This window comes from Pseudoalteromonas sp. PAR1, from assembly GCF_947311895.1.
In the GTDB taxonomy this organism is placed as follows: Bacteria; Pseudomonadota; Gammaproteobacteria; order Enterobacterales; family Alteromonadaceae; genus Pseudoalteromonas; species Pseudoalteromonas lipolytica_C.
In genome coordinates this window covers 153,557-175,474 of sequence record NZ_CAMZMY010000007.1, presented here as the reverse complement: position 1 = coordinate 175,474, position 21,918 = coordinate 153,557, and the positions used below count along the sequence as shown (strand labels likewise).

Genomic DNA, 21,918 nt, shown 5'->3' with positions numbered 1-21,918 from the left:
TCGAAACAAGTCTATTCAATAAATTTGATAAAAACGGAGTAACCCATGGGTTTTGGTGGTATCAGTATTTGGCAATTAATCATTATTTTGGCAATCATCGTGTTGCTATTTGGCACAAAAAAACTTCGTGGCATCGGCGGTGATTTAGGTAGCGCAGTAAAGGGCTTTAAAAAAGCGGTGTCTGATGATGACCAAGCTAACGCTAAAAGCGAGAAAATAGAACAAGCTTCTAACACGCAAAGCAAAGAAACCGTAGAGAAAAGCAAAGACGACCATAAGGCTTAATCAACATGGGGATGTGGGAACTTGTTGTCGTACTGATCGTGGGTCTAATTGTATTAGGCCCTGAGCGTTTGCCTGTGGCAATTCGTACAGTAAGCCGCTGGATAAAAACGTTAAAGTCAGTCGCCAACTCAGTGAAAGCTGAAGTGAACGAAGAACTCCGTATCCATGAGCTTCACGAAAATTTAAAAAAAGCAGAGCAACAAAACTTGCAAGAACTGTCACCAGAGCTGCAAGACTCTGTAAACGAACTTCAAAAGGCTGCTCAGTCAGTCACCCACAGTTACAAAAAAGACACGCCTGAAAAAGCAGAAACTAATAATAATGACGAAAAAAAGTGAATTTAAACTCTGTTTTTGTGGTCAATAACAACGATGATGAATAGTAAACTATGACCGAGCAAGCTCACACAGGCTTTGTTGGCCACTTAATTGAGTTACGAAATCGACTCATGAAAGCTTTGTTAAGCATTTTGATTATATTTATTAGCTTGGTGTACTTTGCCAACGATATTTATGATTTTATTGCAGCACCACTTATTGCAAATTTGCCTAGCACTGCCACCATGATCGCAACGGATGTTACATCTCCCTTTATTGCACCGTTTAAACTTACTTTATTTGTGGCGTTATTTGCTGCTATTCCTATGATACTGCATCAAGTTTGGAGTTTTATAGCACCAGGCTTGTATCAACATGAAAAGCGTATGCTCATGCCTATTTTGGCCTCTAGCATCTTGCTATTTTATAGTGGTATCGCATTTTGCTACTTTGTGGTGTTACCGATTATTTTAGGGTTTTTCACTAGTACTGGCCCTGATATGATTACATTAGCGCCTGATATTAGTAGCTATTTAAGTTTTGCTTTAAAACTGTTTTTTGCTTTTGGTATTGCGTTTGAAATACCTGTTGCCATCATGCTGTTATGCTGGAGTGGCGCAACAACAACGAAAAGTTTAAAAGAAAAACGGCCTTATATCGTGGTAGGTGTATTTGTGATTGCTATGTTCTTAACACCACCCGATGTATTGTCACAAACATTACTAGCATTACCTATGCTGTTACTATTTGAATTAGGCATAATTTTGGCTGCATTTTATACCGCCAAACCTCAACAGGAATCAGAGGAATAAAATGAAAAAACAACTCATCCCTTTCGTCGCTCTTCTAACAATTGCTGGCACTGCCCAAGCAAACGAGGTTAACTTGCAGGCATTACAAGCCTGTACTTTTGTTGAAAACGACTTTAACCGTTTACTTTGTTACGACAATGTAATGGCAGGTAAGTCGCTATCTAAGCCGGTAAAAAAGCAACAAATTGAGCAGCCTAAAATGAGCTCTGCAGCTAGTGCAGCTAGTGCAGCTAGTGCAGCTACCACTGCGACTACTGAGGCCGCAGCAACAGTTGCAACTAAACAAAGCGAGCAAATTGTAAAAACAAAAAATGAAGACTTTGGTTTAGAGCATAAAGAAGTTGCAAAAGTAAACGATGATCAAATTAACGCCATCGTTAAAAGCGTAAAAACAGCGCCTTATGGCGAGCTAATCATCGAACTTGAAAATGGTCAACAATGGCGTCAAATTGGCTCTGATAAAATAAAACTGAAAGTTAATGAAACTGTAATTATTGAGCGTGGTGTCTTCAATTCATTCTTATTAAGGATTGAAGGTCAAAACCGCTCGATTCGCGTTAAACGAACAGATTAATGAACATTCAACTGGTTGATGCAGGTGTCAACCTTAGCAATCATCAGTTTGATGACCGTCACCAAGAAGTGTTACAACGTGCAAGCGATGCCGGTGTAACACAAATGCTATTGATTGGCTGCGATTTACAAAGCAGCCAAGCTTCTCTGAGCCTTGCTAAGCAATTTTCGCAGCTTAGCACAGCAGGAGTTCACCCCCACGATGCAAAAACCGCAGATGATCGGCTGGAAGAGCAGTTAATTTCCCTTAGTCAACATAATGAAGTTGTGGCTATAGGTGAGTGCGGCCTTGATTATAATCGTGATTTCTCTCCTCGAGATATTCAACGCACTGTATTTAGGCGACAACTTCAACTGGCTGAGCAGCTAGATATGCCCGTATACCTGCATGAGCGAGATGCCAGTGAAGATATGCTTGCAATCTTGAACGAACATAAGGTCCGAGGCGTACTACACTGCTTTACAGGTGATGAAACTGCATTACAGAATTACCTAGCGTTGGGGCTTTATATTGGTGTTACGGGTTGGGTCTGTGATGAACGAAGAGGCGAGCAATTACAGGCACTCATTCCTGCTATTCCTCTCGAGCGATTACTGATAGAAACAGACTCCCCTTTTTTAATACCTCGAAATATCAGACCAAAGCCTAAGTCGCGCCGCAATGAGCCTCAGAACCTTCCTTATATATGTCAGCAAATTGCTGATTTAAAAGGCTGTGAATTTACTGATGTCGCAAAACACACTACACTAAACTTTCAGCAATTATTTACCACTAAGGGTTAAGATGAAGCGCCTATGGTCACTATGTGGCTTACTCTTCGTTGTTTTTTTTACTCCCTACTTGCTGGCTAACTCGATTACCGTTGGCCCACACTTTAAGTCTCTTCATTCGCTAAATGTTGAGTACACGCTTGATCCCATAACAAAGCAACAAGCATTAACGAATCATAACGTGTCTTGGCAAACTAACCATGGCAAAACGCTCAACCTAGGTATGAACTTAAGTCCTTTGTGGCTAAAGCTGCGAATTGAAAATACATCGTTACATGACTTGCCGCTGATTTTATCTATTGATAACCCGTTACTAGACGAAGTGAGTGTATTTCACCTGCAAGGTGATCATGTCAAATTCAGCACGCGAATTGGTGATGCACTTCCTTTAGAAAATCGACAAATTAAGAATGAATCACTCCTCGTGTCTTTGACGCTTCCTAAAGCAAGTCATTCAGTTGTTTATTTAAGAGTTAAAAATAACGGCGGCCTAAGAGTGCCTTTAAGTCTGTGGGAACCCTCTGAGTACCTAAAACATAAGAGTAAATTCAATTTACTTTATGGTTTACTGGTGGGTTTTATTCTCTCTTTAGCAATCACTAATTTAGTGCTTTATGGTTTTTCAAGGCGCAGCTATTTTGCCTATACTGGCTTTTTGCTGATGTTGTTATGGCTATCACTCGCCTACCTTTATGGCTTTGGCTATCGTTACCTGCAACCTAGTGGGGCATCATTTCAGCAATTAACAATTCCAAGCTTGTTTTTTATTTGCTGTGCACTGTTTGTCCCCTTACAACGTTACATTTTTAGAGCAGAAAAGACTCGCTTAAGCCGCGTGCAAAATTGGTTTGCATGGAGTGTTGTTGCCACCACTTTCGTGTTATGGCTTTTACCTGTTTATGTTGCAATTTCGCTATGCTTATTAAGCTTACCTATTCTGCTATTTGCCTTCACAGCGATAGCAATTAAGCAGTTTAATCGCGACTATAAACAGCCATGTATTGCCTTTATTATTGGGCTATTAGCATTTTGTTCTGCCATTATTTACAGTGCATTTGCTGTATTTAATCCATTCAATTTATATATCAATGAGCAATCTCTGATCTTCATTTTCTTTTTAATTTGCAGCTTGAGTTTGAGCTATGCTGTTATAAAGCTTTTTATAATGCAACGAGATGCAGAAGTAGCCGCACAACAGACAGCTTTGGCGCAAAGTAAAGCACAAGATATCCTGATGCAAGAACGCTTAGAGCTTCAAGAACAAGCGCGACAAAACCTAGAAGCCAATATTGAAGAACGTACTTTCGAGCTACAAGTCACTCTGCGCGAGCTTGAGGAGAAAAACCGCGAACTTGAACAGCTCAATATGGAAGATGCGCTGACCAAAACCAAAAACCGCCGTTACTTTGATAAGAAACTACTAATGGATGTTCGTCGCTCTCGCCGAGAACAAACGCCATTGGCCATTATTATGTTCGATATCGATCATTTTAAAGCAATTAATGATACTTATGGCCATTTAACCGGTGATCAAACAATTCAAGCAGCTGCCAATATCATCAAAGCACATTTAAAACGGCCACTTGATGAAGTTGCTCGTTATGGCGGTGAAGAATTTGTAGTACTTTTACCCAATACTCCACTCGATGGAGCCATAGAAATTGCTGAACAAATACGCAATTCGGCTGAGAATGCTGATATAATAGTGGCCGGAACAACGCTCAAATTTACTTTAAGCGCAGGTGTTTACAGTGCAATAGCTGATGACATCAATCATCCAAGTTTATTTACTGACTATGCCGATAAAGCCTTATATCATGCCAAGCAAACAGGGCGTAATCGGGTAGTGAGTTATCCTCTACCAGACTAGGAGTACACAACGAATGGCCCAATCAGGACTCGACCTTTTCCCTTATACACGTATGCGCCGCATGCGTCGTGATGACTTCTCTCGTCGCCTAATGGCTGAAAACCAACTAACCGTTAATGACCTTATTTTTCCTGTATTTGTGTTAGAAGGTAAAAACCGCCGCGAAGCCATTGAGTCTATGCCAGGCATTGACCGTCTTTCTATTGATTTACTACTTGAAGAAGCAAAAGAACTCGTTGAATTAGGTGTGCCAGCAGTGGCGATTTTCCCAGTAACACCGAGCGATAAAAAATCGTTGCTGGCTGAAGAAGCCTATAACCCAGATGCATTAGCGCAGCGAACAGTACGTGCATTAAAAGAAGCATTTCCTGAACTTGGTGTGATCACTGATGTTGCGCTTGACCCTTTCACCGTGCATGGTCAGGATGGCATCATTGATGAAAATGGTTATGTGATTAATGATGTAACAACTGAAATTTTAGTTAAGCAAGCATTGTCACATGCTGAAGCAGGCGCTGATGTAGTTGCACCTTCAGACATGATGGATGGTCGCATCGGTGCAATTCGTGAAGCATTAGAAGCCGAAGGCCATATCCATACTCGCATTATGGCTTACTCTGCTAAATACGCTTCAAGCTATTATGGACCATTCCGTGATGCGGTAGGCTCAGCAGGTAATTTAAAAGGTGCCGACAAAAAAACCTATCAAATGGATCCAGCAAATTCAGATGAAGCCTTGCGTGAAGTAGCGTTAGATCTACAAGAGGGTGCAGATATGGTTATGGTTAAACCTGGCATGCCATATTTAGATGTTGTACGTCGTGTGAAAGACGAGTTTGGCGTACCAACATTTGCTTATCAAGTGAGCGGTGAATATGCCATGCATAAAGCGGCTATTGATAACGGCTGGCTTGCAGAAGAAGCAATAATCATGGAGTCGTTATTAGCATTTAAACGTGCTGGCGCCGATGGCATTCTTACTTACTTTGCTAAACAAGCAGCCCAATGGTTGAAAAACAACCAACGCTAAGTTAGATATATAAAACGGTACAACTATTACCGTTTTATTAACAATTTGTATTTAATTTGTCATAGATTTTCCTTAAAGTATGTGTCCCATTTTGGGACTATTAACTTACATACACGGGAAAAATAATGATAAAGACTAAATTGACGCCGCTCGCGCTTGTAATTGCAAGCCTGAGCGCGCCGGCTTCAGCTAACCTAATCATCTCTGAATACGTTGAAGGAAGTTCTAACAATAAAGCGGTAGAACTATACAACACCTCAGGTGCAGAACTATCGCTTGATGGTTACACCATTTCTTTATACTCAAATGGTAATGGCGATCTTAGTGCTCCTAATAACACCTTAGATTTAACTGGTACACTTGCCGCAAATGCGACTTACGTTATTGTAAACCCAAGCTCTGCAGATGAATTAAAAGCAAAAGGCAATACCGAATCAACAATCACTTATTTCAACGGTGATGATGCATTAGTTCTTACTAAAGACGGCGCAATTGTTGATAGCTTTGGCCAACTAGGTGTTGATCCAGGTTCAGCATGGAATGAAGGCGGCGTTTCTACACAAAATAAAACTCTACGCCGTAAAGCAAGCGTGACCACGGGTCGTACTGATGCAACATCAGCATTCAATCCAAGCGATGAGTGGCAACAATTCGACCAAGACGATTTCAGCAATATTGGTTTATACGGTAATAGCACAGAGCCAACACCTGAACCCGATCCAGTAACACCACTTGAGTGTGGCGCAACAAAAACGCTAATTAGCGCAATTCAAGGTGAAGGGGGTGATAGCCCACTAATTAACACTGAGGTCGAAGTTGAAGGTGTTGTTACAGCTGACTTCCAAGGTGATGAGCAACTAAAAGGTTTCTTCATTAGCTCACTGGCTGCTGATGTTGATACAAACCCACTTACCTCTGAAGGTGTATTCGTTTATTTCGCAGATACCGACGTTGCTGTTGGTGACCACGTACGTGTTAAAGGTAGCGTGGCTGAATACTTCAGCGCAACACAGCTAGGCGATGTTAGCCAAGTAGAGATCTGTGCGACAGGTTTATCTACCGATGCAACCGCTATCACTCTGCCAGTTGCCAACGTTGCAGACCTTGAAGCTTACGAAGGTATGTTAGTTACCATAGCGCAACCTCTCGTGGTTAATAACAACTACGGTCTTGGTCGCTATGGTGAAGTTGACTTAGGTACTGAACGTTTATACCAAGGTACTCAAGTTGCGCTGCCAGGCGATGCAGCCAATGCTGTTGAAACTGAAAACCTGAAAAAACAAATCTTACTTGATGATGGTTCAACAAAACAAAATCTTGACCCAATTGCCTATCCTGGCACTGGTCTTGATGCCTATAACACATTACGTTTAGGTGACACTGTTAATACTATTACCGGTGTGATGGGCTACAGCTTCGACCGTTACCGTATTCACCCGACAGTACAACCTGAGTTTATTGCATCAAACCCGCGTACAGATGCACCAGAGCTTGCAGAAGGTGCTGATTTACGAGTAGCTAGCTTTAACGTATTAAACTACTTTAATGGCGACGGTCAAGGCGGTGGCTTCCCAACAAGCCGTGGAGCAGACAGCGAAGAAGAGTTTATTCGTCAGCAAGCGAAAATCGTTAGCGCAATCACTGCTATTCAGGCGGATGTAATCGGTTTAATGGAAATCGAAAACGATGGTTTCGGTGAAAACAGTGCTATCGCCACCCTCGTTGCAGCACTCAATGATGAAGATACAGAAAATAGTTACGCTTTTGTGGACTTTGAAGTTGATCAAATTGGTACTGATGCAATCACAACAGCACTGATTTATCGCTCAAATAAAGTAACTGAAGTTGGTAAGGCTGCTCATACCACAGTAGCACCTTTCGATTACAGCAATCGCCCGCCAATTGCACAAAGCTTCCAATCGCTTGAAAGCGAAGAAATCTTCACGGTTGCAGTTGCACACTTAAAATCTAAAGGTGGCTGTGGCAGCGCTGAGGGCAACAATGCTGACTTAGGTGATGGCCAAGCATGTTGGAATGAAATCCGTGTTGCAGGTGCCAATGCGTATGCCGATTGGTTAGCGACTTACCCAACTGACATTGAAGATGAAGACATCATCTTAGTAGGTGATATGAACGCTTATGCAATGGAAGATCCAATCCGTGCATTTGCAGATAAAGGCCTTAAGAGTGCAGTTGCTGAATTAGACGGCGACACCTTAGGTTACTCTTATAGCTTCTCTGGCAGAATTGGTAGCCTTGACCACGCACTAGTATCTGAGTCATTACTTGGCAAAGTCGTTGCGGCGACAGATTGGCACATTAATGCGGACGAACCAATCAGCCTAGACTATAACCTTGAATTTAAGTCTTCAACACAGCAAGCTGGTCTTTATGCTGATAACGCATACCGTGCATCAGACCATGATCCTGTGATTGTTGATATTAAATCTGCAGAGCCTATTCCTGCAGAGCAGGCGCCAGTAATCGAGGCAAACCAAACGTTTAATATTGTTGAAAATAGCGAGGTAGGTACTGTTATTGGACAACTTGTATTCTCTGATGGTGATGCTGATTACACACCTGTTGTAAGCTTTAATATTACTGGTGAGCATGCTGATGCAATCGCAATCAGCGCAACAGGTGAAATCACTGTAGCTAAAGTACTTGATTACGAACAACAAGATACATTAACACTCATGGTTCGTGCTGAAGATAGTGCGGGTAACTTGTCACAAGAGCAGCAACTTAACATCAATATCACTAACGATGAAGCAGATGATACTCCTGACGAAGTTGAAGAACAGCCGAAAGATAATGATTCAGGTTCATTTGCTTGGTTAAGCTTACTTTCTTTACCATTTGTATTACGCCGTCGTATGAAAAAATAGACTGCAAAATCAATAACTAAAAAGGCCGCTTTTGCGGCCTTTTTAATTTTTTAATGGAGTAACAGGATGCTTAAATTGCTTCTTTACGTTGCTCATCTGGTTGGTAGAGAGCTGTTATTGCGCTCTGTTGCTGCTCATCGATTTGCCAATTAAAAAAGCTATATGTTTTACCATTCTCAAGAAAAACCTTAAATATTGTCATAAAGGTCGTTGATTTAAACTCTACACCCTTGATGTCTTCAGCATTGATATAACGCTTGCCTATGCCCAATGAATAGCATATTCCCGCATTGTAACAATACAAAAAACGCATCCCTAACAAGCTCAATACCGGAAAAAAAAGCAACACAGGTAATATAAAAATTAATAACGAAGCATCAAAAAAACTGCTTATCAATGCAATAAGTATAGCCAGTGCGATCGTGCTTCCTTGTAAAATCCAATTCGGACCTAACTTAATCGTTTTCATGAGTATAAATCTTTAATTGATAGTTAAAAGGTGAAAATTAATACAAAATAACTAAAAAACAGGTTGATTTTGCAATTCTACACAGGTCAAAATAGGTACACAAGCGAATAAAAACGACTTAGCCTGCGTCTTTCTACTTTTAGAGTGCAACTCCCTAAAAGTACTGTCTTTTATCTCAACATTAATTTTGTATGAAAATAATATTAAAAAACACCAACCCACACTTTAGAATCAACGAAAAACAAAAATAATAACTAAAGGATGAGTTGCGGTGGATACAATAATCAAGAAGGACTGAATAAAAGGTTAATACCAGTACACTTAATTAAGTGATCGATTTTGAGGAAATAAAAAACCCGCAACAAGTGCGGGTTTTTTTAAAGAAGTTAAAAGGCTAATTACTTAGCAGCTTTTTTCTCTTTTTCTGCAGCGATTACAGTTTCAGCTACGTTCTGTGGACATGGTGCGTAGTGTGAGAACTCCATAGAGAACTGACCACGACCAGACGTGATAGTACGTAAGTGACCGATGTAACCGAACATTTCTGAAAGTGGTACTTCACCCTTGATGCGAACGCCCATTGCGCCTGCTTCTTGGTCTTTGATCATACCACGACGACGGTTAAGGTCACCGATTACGTCACCCACGTTGTCTTCTGGAGTGAACACGTCAACTTTCATGATTGGCTCAAGAAGTTGTGCGCCCGCTTTAGGGATAGACTGACGGAAAGCGCCTTTAGCAGCGATTTCGAACGCGATTGCTGATGAGTCAACTGCGTGGAAAGCACCGTCGAAAAGTTCAACTTCAACGTCTAACACTGGGAAGCCAGCTAGAACACCTTCTTGCATCATTGATGCGAAGCCTTTCTCAACTGCAGGCCAGAATTCCTTAGGAACGTTACCACCAACAACTGAAGACGTGAATGTGAAACCTGAGTTAGGCTCACCTGGCTTGATGCGGTAATCGATCTTACCGAATTGACCAGAACCACCAGATTGTTTCTTGTGCGTGTAGCTATCTTCGATTTCTTTCGTGATAGTTTCACGGTAAGCAACCTGAGGTTGACCAACGATTAGGTCTACGCCGTAAGTACGCTTAAGGATATCTACTTTGATATCTAAGTGAAGCTCACCCATACCTTTAAGGATGGTTTCGCCTGAATCTTCGTCAGTTTCAACTTGGAATGAAGGATCTTCTGCAACCATCTTACCGATCGCGATACCCATCTTCTCGTTACCGCCTTTGTCTTTAGGAGCAACAGCGATTGAGATAACTGGATCAGGGAAGATCATCGCTTCAAGAGTACATTCGTGCTTAGGATCACATAGAGTGTGACCAGTTTGAACGTTCTTCATACCAACAACAGCGATGATGTCACCCGCTTGTGCTTCAGTAAGCTCAGTACGCTCGTCAGCTTGCATCTCAACCATACGGCCGATACGCTCTGTTTTACCAGTTGCAGAGTTAAGTACTGTATCACCTTTTTTCATACGACCAGCGTAGATACGGATGAACGTAAGTGCACCGAAACGGTCGTCCATGATCTTGAACGCTAACGCTTTAAGTGGCGCATCTGCATCAACAGTTGCAACTTCACCAGTAGGCTCACCTGTTTCAGGATCAGTTAGAGGCTGTGGATCAACTTCTGTAGGCGCAGGTAGGTAATCTACAACCGCGTCTAGTACTAATTGCATACCTTTGTTTTTGAATGCAGAACCACAGAAAGTTGGGAAGAAAGCAAGGTCACGAGTACCTTTACGGATACACGCTTTGATTTGCTCTAGTGAAGGCATTTCACCTTCCATGTACGCTTCCATTAGGTCGTCGTCTTGCTCAACAGCAGACTCAACTAACATCTCATGGTACTCTTCAACTTTGTCTACCATGTCAGCTGGAACGTCTTGTACTTCGTAGTTTTCAGGAAGACCTGTCTCGTCCCAAACGTATGCTTTTTTCTCAAGTACGTCTACAACACCACAGAATTGGTCTTCGATACCAATTGGTAAAGTCATAACTAGTGGGTTAGCACCAAGTACTTTTTCAACTTGACCAACTACACGGTAGAAGTCAGCACCCATACGGTCTAGTTTGTTTACGAAGATTACACGTGCAACTTCTGATTCGTTCGCATAACGCCAGTTAGTTTCTGACTGTGGCTCAACACCACCAGAACCACAGAATACACCGATACCACCGTCTAATACTTTAAGTGAACGGTATACTTCTACTGTGAAGTCAACGTGTCCCGGAGTATCGATAACGTTTAAGCGGTGGCCTTTCCACTCACAAGTTACAGCTGCTGATTGGATTGTAATACCGCGCTCAGCTTCTTGTTCCATGAAGTCAGTCGTAGACTCACCGTCGTGTACCTCACCAGTCTTATGAATTTTACCCGTAAGCTTAAGGATACGCTCAGTGGTGGTAGTTTTACCCGCGTCAACGTGGGCGAAAATACCAATATTTCTGTACTTCGATAAATCTGCCATTATTTTACTCTTAATAAAGTCGAAAAATTATTCGGCGGGAGTATAGCATTACTTAAAGCGAACATCACCATCGAAGTCGCTTAAAATGCAATCAATTTTATAAAATTTTTCTATGCTCAGGATAAGCGGCACTTTTTATCGTGCCGATTAATGAATTTATATGACTAAAATCGTTAATTGAACGGTAATTTACCCGATAAATGATGCAATTAGCTGTTTGTCATTTTGTAACAGCGCTCGGGTCGGCCAATACTTCCGTAGCTTTGATCAGCACTGACTTGCTCAGCCTCAAGCAGATATTCCAGATAACGTCGGGCTGTTGAGCGACTAACCCCCACTAAATCACCCATTTGCTGAGCAGTAAAAGCCGTGCCAATATTCGCTTTAAAAGCCTTTAAGATCTTTTGCAAAGTGAGCTGATCCACCCCTTTTGGTAACCTAACTGGCGCTTTTAATTGTTCTTGCGATCCAAATAAAGTATCAACCATTGACTGGGTAACTTCATCAGCACCCAACAAACATTGTTGTCTCGCTTCAAATCTTGCCAGCGCTTGATCTAAGCGATTTAGCATTAATGGTTTAACCAAGAAATCACAGGCACCAAGCTGCATAGCCTTTTCAAGAGTTTCTACTTCTTTTGCTGCAGTTAACAGCATTACTTCGCTTTTCATTTCTTCGCGGCGTAGTTCATTGAGTAAATCAAGACCATTGCCATCAGGTAAATGAATATCTAGCAAAATTAAATCAGCATTAATTGCCGATAACAGTGCTTTCGCTGTGGCAAGATTGCCTGCAATACCCACAACCTGATATTGCCCCTGACGCAGTGTTTGCCGTGCCCCTTGTTGGCCAGCAACGCCATGAGGAAGTAATAAGTATTGCGCCAATAACTGGGCAACTTCTACTTCGTCTTCAACAATGACAACCGAGTAAGTCATGTTCTTTACCTTTTATTTATAGGCTGATCGTTTTTATTATTTTGGAATGTAGACACTTAAACGTGCACCCATGAGATCAGACTCACCTATTTCTAAACTACCACGACACGAATCTAAGTTGGTTTTAACCAAATAAAGGCCAATACCATGTTCAGCCCCTGACTTAGAGCTGTATTGTGGTGTAAATACTACATCCTTGTCATCGCCTAAACCAAAGCCACTGTCTTCAACATCAAACAATAATGTTTTACTGGTTTCGTCAACCGTAACACGAACCTTAGGGGTACGTGTATCACTGGCTCTAATAGCAGCTTCAATTGCGTTATCAATCAAATTGCCAAGTATCGAGACAACCCGCTCTAGCATATCTTTACGGGTGATCGATCCTAGTAAGCTGTCTGGATTAAGCTCAAGGATTACATTAAGTTCACGGGCTTTGTGGTATTTACCGACCAGTAAACCAGCTAGCACTGGATCTTGGATCCTTTCGAGTAAGTGATGGATCTGCGCTTGCGAGCCTTTGCTTTCTTGACCAATTAACTCAATGGCCTGCTCTGTTTGCCCCATTTGAATTAACGCACCAATTAAGTTTAGCTTGTTTGAGTAATCATGAGTTTGCACTCGTAATAACTCAGCAAAAGCTTGTACTTTGGTTAATTGCTGCGATAAATATTCAAGCTCATCCGCAGGGCGCATACTCAGCAAAATACCATCAGCCTCACCTTGCACTTGCAATGCATATCGCGACAACACAATGCGTTTATCGGCGGCAAATAATTCAAAACCAACAATCGGACGCTGTTGGTTATGCATTAAAAATTCAGCATGTTCAGGAAGCAAATCTTCAAGCTTAAGTGGCTGATGGATACAGCTGGTCGGTTTACCGAGGATTTCGCAAGCGCGCTGGTTTAAGTTACGTACGTTACCTTCAGGATCGAGGGCGATAATGCCACTACGAACGGTATTCAAAATAGCATCTTGCTCAGAGAACAACCGTGCTATTTCGTCAGGCTGTAAACCAAAAATAGCATTACGTACCCGTTGACCGATATACACCGCAGCCAAAATACTTAAACCAACTAACAACAAGCCCCAAAGCATGATTTCAGCACTACGAGCACGAATAAGCGGTTCAATTGATTGCACTAAAAAGCCAACCGAAACCAAGCCGATAACTTCGCCCTGCTCTGAAAGCACGGGTACTTTGCCACGGATAGATTCGCCCAAACTCCCTTTTGCAATCGAGACATACCGCTCACCACGTAGCGCCGCTTTACTATCACCACCCACCATAGGCTTACCCAGCTTGTCAGAGTCGGGATGAACAATACGGCGGGTATTCCTATCACCGATAACAATAAAGCTCGCTGCGGTGAGTTCACGAATATGCTCTATTTGCGTATTTAACTCATCAAGCCCTTGCTTGGTTTGTAATGCATTTTGCACGTCATCTCGTGAGGCAATGCTGGTTGCGAGCGAAAGTGCTTTATCACCCATGTGGCTATGCAAGCTTTCTGCAGTGATCTGATACACCAAAGCGCCAAACAACACAGCTTGCAAAACACATAGACCGGTAACCCAAATGATGAGTCGCGTTTCTAAGCGCTTAGGTTTTTTAACCATATGCTGAAATGGGTTTAGCTTATTGGTGTATCTCATATCAGTGCCTTGTTCTACGCATGTTGCTCTGCTTGCGTAGCTGCTTTGTCTTTACGACGTTGGACAATATAGTCTTTCAGTGGGAACAACAACACTAAGATCGAAATCACAAAAATACTCAGTGTTAATGGGCGGTCCCATAAAAAGCTCAGCGAGCCATCTGAAATCATCATTGCACGGCGGAAGTTTCGCTCAATCATATCACCGAGAATAAAGCCCAGTAATAAAGGCGCCATCGGGAAAGCTAATAATCGAAGCACCAAAGCCACCAGCGCAAAGCCCACCATCATAAATAAATCAAAGGTGTTAAATGACACTAAATACACACCAATTAAGCTGAAGAATAAAATCATTACTGTCAGCACAGATTTAGGCATTGCCAACACTTTAGCGAAATATGGGATCAACGGCAGATTCAAAATCAGCAGTACAATATTGCCAAAGTACATACTAACAATGACAGCCCAAAACACGCTTGGGTTTTCTTGCATTAACATAGGGCCCGGCTGAATACCGTAGGCAATTAATGCACCTAGCATAATCGCAGTCGTACCAGAGCCTGGAATACCTAAAGTCAGTAATGGTACAAATGAGCCCGTACAGGCAGCATTATTAGCAGACTCAGGTGCCGCTAAGCCACGCATTGAGCCCTTACCAAATTTATCTTTCAGTGCCTTTGGAGCAAGGTTACGTTCAGTAGCATAGGCCATGAAGCTGGCAATGGTTGCCCCTGCGCCCGGTAACACACCGACAATAAAACCAAGTAAAGATGAGCGACCAACCACAGGAGCCATGTCTTTTACTTCTTCTTTAGTCAGTTTTGTTGAACCAATTTTTGGCGTATCAGGATCATCAATTTTTTTATCTGGCTCAGCTTCAGGGCGCGCCACATTAATCAGTGCCTCAGCCAACGCAAACGTTGCCATTGCCACTAATAAAAAGCTAATCCCATCTAATAAATCAGCTTGGCCAAAGGTAAAGCGCTCGGTACCTGAAGAGGGATCAATACCAACCGTTGCCAGCATTAAACCAAATACCGTCATCATCATGGCTTTTAAAAATTGCCCTTTATTAGAGAATGCAGCAATGGCCGTTAAGCCTAAAAACATCAGTACAACATAATCAGGCGATTGGAAACTTAATGACACTTTCGCTAATAATGGCGCCGCCACCATCAGTAAAATGGCGCCAATCGTCCCGCCTATAAAGGATGAATAAGCTGCAATAGCCAGAGCTTTACCTGCCTTACCTTGTTTTGCTAGCGGGTAACCATCAAACGATGACGCTACTGTCCCCGCCACACCCGGCGCATTAATCAAAATAGAAGAAGTAGAGCCACCGAATATAGCCCCGTAGTAAACACCCGCCATTAAAATCATGCCCGAATCAGCACCGATGCTGTAAGTGATCGGGATCATCAACGCAATCGCAGTAATTGGCCCAAGCCCAGGTAGCATACCGATGAACGTGCCAACAAAGCAGCCAACAATCACATATAACAAGTTGTTCCAGTCGAGTACGGTCGACAAACCTAACATAATTCCATCAAGCATAACTTAACTCCACAGATTGCCAGGTACTAAGTAAATGCCCAGTACTTGTGTCATTAAAAACCAAAAAACCACGGCCACAGGTACAGAGGCAAACAACAACACCTTCTTACGGCGCTCACCCATAATAAAAAAGCCAGCAATTAAAAAGGCACTGGTGGCAATTAAAAAGCCGAACGGTTCAAGCATGGCGCTATAAGCAACCATCAACACCAACAGTGCAAAGGTACGTAGTAAGTTGCCCTTACTGAGTAGCTCTGCTTTTTCTGCTGGTGCTTGCTTTAATAAGTTGGCACCAATCGAGAGTACACACACCACAATACCGAATACCGCATACACTTTTGGTAAGGTTGCTGAAGTAACGCTTTCGTACTCTTCAAATGGCATAAGTGGAATTTGCCAAGCCACAAGGGCGTAGAGGGTAAAGAGGACCAAGAATAAACTTGGTCCAATTAGTTCACGGTTTAACATCGTCTAACCTTAGCCTCGGATAAAACCAAGTTCTTTCATTACAACGCGTAATTGCGCTTCTTGCTGCTCAAGCGATTTAATAAACGCTTCTTTTTCTTGAAATAGATTTAGCCAACCATTACGGGCACGAACCGCTTCCCACTCTGGGGTTTGCTGCAGCTTTCGTAGCTTTTCTGTGTACTGGGCTAGTTTGTCTGCTGGTAAATCTGGAGTTGCAAAAAAGCCGCGCCAGTTTACGAATTCCATGTCGTAACCTAGCGACTTTAAGGTTGGAATTGCTGGGTAATCTGGCAATTTATCGGCAGAAGTAACCGCTAAAATACGTGCCTGACCACCATTTGCGACTTCGAGTGCTTCACTTAAGCCTGTTGAAAGTAAGTTGACCTCGCCCGACAATAAACCTGCCTTCGCTTTACCACCGGCATCATAAGGAATGTAACGTAATCGACGGCCATCAATACCCGCCGCTTTCACCGCTTGTGCTGCCACTAAGTGATCCATGCTGCCGCGCGCAGAGCCACCCGCCACTTTTACAGAGCCTGGGTCTTTTTTCATGGCATCAATAACGTCTTGCCATGTTTTAAATGGCGAGTCATTGCGCACAACAAATGCACCATAATCAGCAATCATGCTGGCAACTGGCGTTAAATCGCGATAGCTGTAAGGAATTTTGCCTGATAATGCGCGCAGAACTATAGGTGTTGAGTTAACCATCAACATATCGCCTTTTTTAGTGCCCGACTCAATCAAGTAAGCAATTGCACGACCACCGCCGCCGCCCGACATATTCTGAAACGATGCATTGTCTTCAATGCCCGCTTTCACCATTGCTTCGCCGACACCACGTGCTGTGGTATCCCAACCGCCGCCTGGGCCACCCGGTACCAAAAAGTGTAAGTTTGCCAATGCCAGTGGGCTGGCTACTAATAATGAAGCTGCTAAAACAGATCTTTTTAATGATTTAAACATAGTCATAATGCACGACTCCTAAAATAAGTACTGCATACGAGCGCTGATGCCCATACCTGAATCTTCATCACCAACCAGCGTAGAAGCACCGGTACCATCAACATCGCTGTAAATCAGGTTGCCCATAAATTTGATATCGCTGCTTAGGTAATAAGATGTGCCTAATGTATAAGTGGTAACGTCGGTACCTTGCTGTTTGCTGCTGGCATTCATTTGTGACACACGGGCAACAAGTTCCCATGCGTCTTTAATCCCTTTTGGTTGTACAAATAACGCTGAACCTGCTTTATAACGACGCTGCTCACCGCCTAAGAAGTAACTTGCCGAAACATGAAAGCCATCAAATCGCTCACCATCAAGTTCATTGCTACTATCAACAGTATCTAGGTAACGGCTAGCATATTCAGCCTCTAGAGTGAATGCATTAGCTTGGTAGGCAAATTCAAGACCGCTTTGCGACATGCTATCAAGCGCTGCCGTTTCACCACCGACTGCGTAATCCACTAAGCGAACATTGGTTTCACGCACTTCACCACGGGCAAAACGAGCACTTAAATCATTGCCGCCCATATCACGATAAGAGTGCCAAGCACCTAAATGGATAACATCACCCGGCGCTGCACTTGACCAGGTTAAGCGACCTGTTACAGCCAATGTCAGTTTGTCATTTTCGTCATGGCCTGAAGCTCCAAACGCATCGTTTTTGTAAACACCCACCGCGTAACGTAAGCCTGAGTCTTTAAAGTATTGAGAAGCTGAAATACCCCAGCGGAAGAAAGGCGAGAAGGTATTAGCAAGGGTGCTACGCTCAATAGTATTAATGTGTTTAGAACTGGTTAGCGCATTGAGCGACATGTCTTCACGGATCTTACCGGCTTTTACTTTTAAGCCGTTGTCGAATGCATAACGTACCCGCGCTAACACGATTTCAGCCGTGCCTTCAGAAAATTCGAGTAGTAATTTGTGATCCCAGTTGCCATGTTCACTTTCAACATAAGTACGGATACGGCGAGGGAAGAAGTCGCTGCCTCCAGCGCCATCATTGTCGGCATTGTAAGCACCGTCGAAATAGTTGTAATCAAGTTGCACGCGACCACCAAATTCTAGGTTGAAGCCGCTAGATGTTTTTAATGAATCCACTTCTTTTTGAAGTGCATCGAGTTGTTGCTGTAGTTGTTCAGTGTCGCTTTGTGCGAATGCTGATGTACTTGCTAACGCCGCTGCAACGGCTAAAGCGAGCTGTGTGTTACTTGCTTTCATGAATTACTCCACACCAGATTATAATTATTTGTTGTCATTGATCGGCCTACTGCAAATGGCGATCTGGTTTGGAGCATAGTGTTAACGATAGATTAACGAAATGTTTAGGGGGGTAAGTTGCATTGATGGTGATAAATGGCTTTTTGTTCATAAAACTCATGAACAAAAAGCACATTACTGGGGGTTAGTATAAAATCTAGGCAAATTAGCTGTTTAAAAGTTGCAAAACTAGCTAAAAGTCATCTCAGGAATGTCACCAGAGACAATAAGTTTGCCCTGTGTCTTAGCAATAATCTCATCAACCGAGACACCTGGCGCACGCTCTAATAAATGAAATGCACCGTCTTTGATTTCTAAAAGTGCCAAATCGGTGATCACTTTATTGATACAACCAACGCCCGTTAACGGCAAACTACATTCGGTCAGCAGTTTTGATTCGCCATGCTTGTTAGCATGGGTCATAGTACAAATAATGTTTTTAGCACCGGCTACTAAATCCATCGCACCGCCCATCCCTTTAACCAACTTTTTCGGGATCATCCAACTGGCAATGTTGCCGTTTTGGTCCACTTCAAACGCACCCAGCACGGTTAAATCAACGTGGCCGCCGCGGATCATGGCAAAGCTTTCTGCGGAGCTAAATATAGCCGCCCCTTTTGCTGCAGTGACCGTTTCTTTACCTGCATTGATCATATCGGCATCAACTTGGTCTACACTTGGGTATGGCCCCATACCGAGTAAACCATTTTCAGATTGCAGCATCACTTCGATGCCATCAGGGACATAATTAGCGACCAAGGTTGGAATACCTATGCCTAAGTTAACGTAGTAACCATCCTGTAGTTCCATCGCCACGCGTTTAGCGATTTGTTCTCGTGATAATGCCATCAGCGTGCTCCTTATTGATTCTCTTGCTTAGTGGTAACTTTCTCGATGCGTTTTTCAAATTCACCTTTAATCACTCGGTCAATATAGATACCCGGCGTGTGAATTTGGCTTGGCTCTAGCTCCCCTGGCTCAACAATTTCTTCAACTTCAAGAACCGTAATTTTGCCTGCGGTTGCTGCCATCGGATTAAAGTTCATCGCCGTATGACGATAAATACAGTTACCGTAGCGATCTGCTTTCCACGCTTTAACTATCGCAAAGTCGCCAGTAATGCTTGGCTCTAATAAATAATCGCGACCATTAATATTGCGGGTTTCTTTACCGTCAGCCACCGGGGTACCCACGCCAGTTGCGGTATAAAATGCAGGAATGCCCGCACCGCCAGCTCGCATTTTTTCAGCTAAGGTGCCTTGTGGAGTGAGCTCAACTTCAAGTTCACCATTTAATAGTTGCTGCTCAAATAGCGCGTTTTCACCAACGTAAGAAGCAACCATCTTGCTGATTTGCTTGTCTTCAAGCAGCACACCTAAACCAAAACCATCAACACCACAGTTATTCGATACCACGGTTAAATCTCGGGTGCCTTGCCGTTTGATTTGCGCAATCAGCCCTTCAGGAATGCCGCATAAACCAAAACCACCGGCTATCACTGTCATGCCATCTTCAAGGCCAGCCATCGCTTCGCTATAACTTGTAACTACTTTATCAAAACCTGCCATTGGCTCCTCCTATTGTGCAGTCCAACCGCCATCAATGGCGATTGCTTGGGCGGTAATATTGCGAGCTGCATCGGCCATTAAAAAGCTAACGGTATGCAGGATCTCATCTAAGCCGATAAATGCTTTTTTCGGCATCGGTGCTAGCATAATTGTTTCGATCACTTGTTGCTCAGAAATGCCATGTTCTTTGGCTTGCGAGGCAATTTGTTGCTCCACAAGCGGCGTTTTTACATAGGCTGGGCACACGGTATTAATCGTGATATTGGCATCGCCAGTTTCGAGTGCCATGGTTTTAGCAAAGCCGATTAAGCCATGTTTTGCAGAGATATAAGCCGACTTATATTTAGACGCCACCATCGCATGGATTGAACCAATATTAATGATGCGACCAAAATCTTGCTCACGCATGCGAGGGAGTACTGCCTTGGTCATCATCGCCGGGCCAACCAGCATAACTTGCTGTAAGAACTGCCATTTATCAGCCGGAAAATCTTCAAGCTTCGCAACGTGCTGAATACCCGCATTATTAATAAGTACATCAATTGGCTGATTAAGCTCAATGAAAAACTGCTCTATTGCATTACTATCTGCCACATTAAGTGCATACCCTTCAGCGCTGCCGCCTTGTTCAACAATGCCTGCTGCCGCTTGTTGTGCTGCTTGCTGATTTAAATCAGTCACAATAATAGTGTGACCTTGCATCGCCAGTTGCTGTGCAACATATAAACCAATACCACTGGCTGCACCGGTAATTAAAACTGTTTTGCTCATCGGGCTACTCCTCTAAAAACTCACTGATAAGCTGCGCTTTCGGGGCGATTGAGAAAATTCCATCAAGGTGTCCCCAACCCCCTTCAATTTCTGAAATCTCAACGTCTTTACCTGCCGCTTTCATGGTGTCAAACACGGTGCGCATGTTTTCAGGGCGAAGCAGTAAGTCGTTCGTTGCGGGTAGTAATAATGTTTTGGCAGAGACATTTTTAAGTGCCGTTGTTAAATCGCTTTGCATACCAGCGGTAAATAATTGTGATGCCCGGACCAAATAAAGTACATGGTTTGCATCTTGCGTTTTAGCTCGTGCCATTGCGCGCTGAGCGAGTACTTGGTTTAACTTAGGCAAGGTACGAATATCTTTTAATGCACCTTCATCCAATACATTAAAGTCAGGGAAGCTCGCGTTATAAATAATTGGATGCATCGCATCTTGCGTAATATTAAGCATGGTTGCCGCTAAGCCATCTAATGGGCGCTCTTTGCCGTAGTAATTACCTTGCTGCCAATTTTTATCTAAACGAATTGGTAACGCCCATTTTTCAAGGGCCGCGACTGTCCATGCATCCATAGTTGCAGCGCCAATCACATGAATTAAACGCTCTACTTTATCTGGGTAACGTGTTGCCCACTCAAGTGCTTGAAACGATCCCATTGATGCGCCCATCACAGCATGTAATTTAGTGATACCTAGGCTGTCGAGTAAGCGCTTTTGCACATTCACAAAGTCAGTAATCGTAACCACAGGAAAATCTAAACCATAAGGTTTGCCTGTTTTTGGATTAGTTGACGCAGGGCCTGTAGTAATTACATTTTCATCATGCCAGTTGGCATTCACTAAAGTATCTGAGCTAATCACATAATATTTATTGGTATCGATAGCTTTACCTGGGCCGATAATCGCATCCCAATAACCCGGTAAGGCATCATCCGCTTTATATTTACCTGCGGCATGAGAAGTACCAGAGAAGTAATGGGTTATTAAAATCACGTTATCTTTATTGGCGTTTAGTTTTCCGTAACTTTCCCAACCAATGTCCACTTGCTCTAAAGTCACACCAGACACAGTGGTAAAATCTTTTGTCGTAAAATGCTGTTTTTCCACCAGCATGGTGTCGGCTTTGTTGGCAGCGCCAAACGCAGTGCTACTAAATACAACTAGCCATAGCAAAATTATTAATTTGGTTTTCAT

20 protein-coding genes are annotated in these 21,918 nt (G+C 43.0%); 8 read left to right on the top strand and 12 right to left on the bottom strand.

The annotated features are described in order from the left end of the window. The first annotated feature begins 45 nt into the window (after positions 1 to 45). The 8 genes from tatA to QL229_RS08090 all read left to right on the top strand — a co-directional run bounded on the left by tatA (position 46) and on the right by QL229_RS08090 (position 8,546). Positions 46 to 285 carry a twin-arginine translocase TatA/TatE family subunit gene (tatA, locus tag QL229_RS08125; protein WP_135922972.1) on the top strand — a complete coding sequence of 80 codons (240 nt, stop codon included), beginning with the start codon at positions 46 to 48 and terminating at the stop codon, positions 283 to 285. Between the two features lie 5 nt (positions 286 to 290). Beyond that, positions 291 to 623: a Sec-independent protein translocase protein TatB gene (tatB, locus tag QL229_RS08120; protein WP_135922973.1), complete on the top strand. Its 333-nt coding sequence runs from the start codon at positions 291 to 293 to the stop codon at positions 621 to 623. Positions 624 to 673: 50 nt separating this feature from the next. Further along, complete coding sequence (tatC, locus tag QL229_RS08115) at positions 674 to 1,414, top strand: twin-arginine translocase subunit TatC (protein WP_135922974.1); 741 nt, start codon at positions 674 to 676, stop codon at positions 1,412 to 1,414. Between the two features lies 1 nt (position 1,415). After that, complete coding sequence (locus QL229_RS08110; RefSeq protein ID WP_281546748.1) at positions 1,416 to 1,988, top strand: hypothetical protein; 573 nt, start codon at positions 1,416 to 1,418, stop codon at positions 1,986 to 1,988. Then, the gene (locus QL229_RS08105; protein WP_281546747.1) at positions 1,988 to 2,770 is read left to right on the top strand and encodes a TatD family hydrolase; all 783 of its coding nucleotides are present in this window, start codon (positions 1,988 to 1,990) and stop codon (positions 2,768 to 2,770) included. Before QL229_RS08110 ends, QL229_RS08105 begins: the two co-directional genes overlap by 1 nt. A 1-nt stretch (position 2,771) precedes the next feature. Beyond that, the gene (locus QL229_RS08100) at positions 2,772 to 4,628 is read left to right on the top strand and encodes a diguanylate cyclase (RefSeq protein ID WP_281546746.1); all 1,857 of its coding nucleotides are present in this window, start codon (positions 2,772 to 2,774) and stop codon (positions 4,626 to 4,628) included. A gap of 13 nt (positions 4,629 to 4,641) precedes the next feature. After that, positions 4,642 to 5,658 carry a porphobilinogen synthase gene (gene hemB / locus QL229_RS08095; protein WP_235383731.1) on the top strand — a complete coding sequence of 339 codons (1,017 nt, stop codon included), beginning with the start codon at positions 4,642 to 4,644 and terminating at the stop codon, positions 5,656 to 5,658. A gap of 125 nt (positions 5,659 to 5,783) precedes the next feature. Continuing rightward, positions 5,784 to 8,546, top strand: coding sequence for an ExeM/NucH family extracellular endonuclease (locus tag QL229_RS08090; protein WP_281546745.1), 2,763 nt, complete (start codon positions 5,784 to 5,786; stop codon positions 8,544 to 8,546). 70 nt (positions 8,547 to 8,616) lie between these two features. Here QL229_RS08090 and QL229_RS08085 read toward each other — a convergent pair whose 3' ends face one another. From QL229_RS08085 to QL229_RS08030, 12 genes are all read right to left on the bottom strand, one after another. Next, positions 8,617 to 9,015 carry a hypothetical protein gene (locus tag QL229_RS08085; protein WP_135922980.1) on the bottom strand — a complete coding sequence of 133 codons (399 nt, stop codon included), beginning with the start codon at positions 9,013 to 9,015 and terminating at the stop codon, positions 8,617 to 8,619. A 398-nt stretch (positions 9,016 to 9,413) separates the two neighbouring features. After that, complete coding sequence (gene fusA, locus QL229_RS08080) at positions 9,414 to 11,501, bottom strand: elongation factor G (RefSeq protein ID WP_135922981.1); 2,088 nt, start codon at positions 11,499 to 11,501, stop codon at positions 9,414 to 9,416. Positions 11,502 to 11,710: 209 nt separating this feature from the next. Continuing rightward, positions 11,711 to 12,439 carry a response regulator gene (locus QL229_RS08075; RefSeq protein WP_135922982.1) on the bottom strand — a complete coding sequence of 243 codons (729 nt, stop codon included), beginning with the start codon at positions 12,437 to 12,439 and terminating at the stop codon, positions 11,711 to 11,713. Between the two features lie 36 nt (positions 12,440 to 12,475). Next, positions 12,476 to 14,098: a sensor histidine kinase gene (locus tag QL229_RS08070; RefSeq protein ID WP_281546744.1), complete on the bottom strand. Its 1,623-nt coding sequence runs from the start codon at positions 14,096 to 14,098 to the stop codon at positions 12,476 to 12,478. Positions 14,099 to 14,112: 14 nt separating this feature from the next. Continuing rightward, positions 14,113 to 15,651, bottom strand: a complete 1,539-nt coding sequence (locus QL229_RS08065; protein ID WP_138558111.1) for a tripartite tricarboxylate transporter permease — start codon at positions 15,649 to 15,651, stop codon at positions 14,113 to 14,115. Between the two features lie 3 nt (positions 15,652 to 15,654). Then, positions 15,655 to 16,119, bottom strand: coding sequence for a tripartite tricarboxylate transporter TctB family protein (locus QL229_RS08060; RefSeq protein WP_063700962.1), 465 nt, complete (start codon positions 16,117 to 16,119; stop codon positions 15,655 to 15,657). Between the two features lie 9 nt (positions 16,120 to 16,128). Next, complete coding sequence (locus QL229_RS08055) at positions 16,129 to 17,088, bottom strand: tripartite tricarboxylate transporter substrate-binding protein (protein WP_281546764.1); 960 nt, start codon at positions 17,086 to 17,088, stop codon at positions 16,129 to 16,131. An 18-nt stretch (positions 17,089 to 17,106) separates the two neighbouring features. Beyond that, positions 17,107 to 18,348, bottom strand: a complete 1,242-nt coding sequence (locus tag QL229_RS08050) for a porin (protein WP_281546743.1) — start codon at positions 18,346 to 18,348, stop codon at positions 17,107 to 17,109. 228 nt (positions 18,349 to 18,576) lie between these two features. Further along, complete coding sequence (locus QL229_RS08045; protein WP_281546742.1) at positions 18,577 to 19,236, bottom strand: 3-oxoacid CoA-transferase subunit B; 660 nt, start codon at positions 19,234 to 19,236, stop codon at positions 18,577 to 18,579. A gap of 11 nt (positions 19,237 to 19,247) precedes the next feature. After that, the gene (locus tag QL229_RS08040; RefSeq protein WP_063527828.1) at positions 19,248 to 19,955 is read right to left on the bottom strand and encodes a CoA transferase subunit A; all 708 of its coding nucleotides are present in this window, start codon (positions 19,953 to 19,955) and stop codon (positions 19,248 to 19,250) included. 9 nt (positions 19,956 to 19,964) lie between these two features. Then, positions 19,965 to 20,726 carry a 3-hydroxybutyrate dehydrogenase gene (locus QL229_RS08035; protein WP_281546741.1) on the bottom strand — a complete coding sequence of 254 codons (762 nt, stop codon included), beginning with the start codon at positions 20,724 to 20,726 and terminating at the stop codon, positions 19,965 to 19,967. 4 nt (positions 20,727 to 20,730) lie between these two features. Next, complete coding sequence (locus QL229_RS08030) at positions 20,731 to 21,918, bottom strand: homoserine O-acetyltransferase (RefSeq protein WP_063527829.1); 1,188 nt, start codon at positions 21,916 to 21,918, stop codon at positions 20,731 to 20,733.

What these genes read in the sequence shown, in the direction of transcription:
- QL229_RS08035 (WP_281546741.1), bottom strand. Translation starts at nt 20,726, where the DNA reads ATGAGCAAAACAGTTTTAATTACCGGTGCAGCCAGTGGTATTGGTTTA.
- QL229_RS08085 (WP_135922980.1), bottom strand. Translation starts at nt 9,015, where the DNA reads ATGAAAACGATTAAGTTAGGTCCGAATTGGATTTTACAAGGAAGCACG.
- QL229_RS08105 (WP_281546747.1), top strand. Translation starts at nt 1,988, where the DNA reads ATGAACATTCAACTGGTTGATGCAGGTGTCAACCTTAGCAATCATCAG.
- QL229_RS08090 (WP_281546745.1), top strand. Translation starts at nt 5,784, where the DNA reads ATGATAAAGACTAAATTGACGCCGCTCGCGCTTGTAATTGCAAGCCTG.
- QL229_RS08060 (WP_063700962.1), bottom strand. Translation starts at nt 16,119, where the DNA reads ATGTTAAACCGTGAACTAATTGGACCAAGTTTATTCTTGGTCCTCTTT.
- QL229_RS08055 (WP_281546764.1), bottom strand. Translation starts at nt 17,088, where the DNA reads ATGTTTAAATCATTAAAAAGATCTGTTTTAGCAGCTTCATTATTAGTA.
- fusA (WP_135922981.1), bottom strand. Translation starts at nt 11,501, where the DNA reads ATGGCAGATTTATCGAAGTACAGAAATATTGGTATTTTCGCCCACGTT.
- QL229_RS08045 (WP_281546742.1), bottom strand. Translation starts at nt 19,236, where the DNA reads ATGGCATTATCACGAGAACAAATCGCTAAACGCGTGGCGATGGAACTA.
- QL229_RS08070 (WP_281546744.1), bottom strand. Translation starts at nt 14,098, where the DNA reads ATGAGATACACCAATAAGCTAAACCCATTTCAGCATATGGTTAAAAAA.
- QL229_RS08040 (WP_063527828.1), bottom strand. Translation starts at nt 19,955, where the DNA reads ATGGCAGGTTTTGATAAAGTAGTTACAAGTTATAGCGAAGCGATGGCT.
- QL229_RS08065 (WP_138558111.1), bottom strand. Translation starts at nt 15,651, where the DNA reads ATGCTTGATGGAATTATGTTAGGTTTGTCGACCGTACTCGACTGGAAC.
- QL229_RS08075 (WP_135922982.1), bottom strand. Translation starts at nt 12,439, where the DNA reads ATGACTTACTCGGTTGTCATTGTTGAAGACGAAGTAGAAGTTGCCCAG.
- tatA (WP_135922972.1), top strand. Translation starts at nt 46, where the DNA reads ATGGGTTTTGGTGGTATCAGTATTTGGCAATTAATCATTATTTTGGCA.
- tatB (WP_135922973.1), top strand. Translation starts at nt 291, where the DNA reads ATGGGGATGTGGGAACTTGTTGTCGTACTGATCGTGGGTCTAATTGTA.
- QL229_RS08110 (WP_281546748.1), top strand. Translation starts at nt 1,416, where the DNA reads ATGAAAAAACAACTCATCCCTTTCGTCGCTCTTCTAACAATTGCTGGC.
- hemB (WP_235383731.1), top strand. Translation starts at nt 4,642, where the DNA reads ATGGCCCAATCAGGACTCGACCTTTTCCCTTATACACGTATGCGCCGC.
- QL229_RS08100 (WP_281546746.1), top strand. Translation starts at nt 2,772, where the DNA reads ATGAAGCGCCTATGGTCACTATGTGGCTTACTCTTCGTTGTTTTTTTT.
- QL229_RS08050 (WP_281546743.1), bottom strand. Translation starts at nt 18,348, where the DNA reads ATGAAAGCAAGTAACACACAGCTCGCTTTAGCCGTTGCAGCGGCGTTA.
- QL229_RS08030 (WP_063527829.1), bottom strand. Translation starts at nt 21,918, where the DNA reads ATGAAAACCAAATTAATAATTTTGCTATGGCTAGTTGTATTTAGTAGC.
- tatC (WP_135922974.1), top strand. Translation starts at nt 674, where the DNA reads ATGACCGAGCAAGCTCACACAGGCTTTGTTGGCCACTTAATTGAGTTA.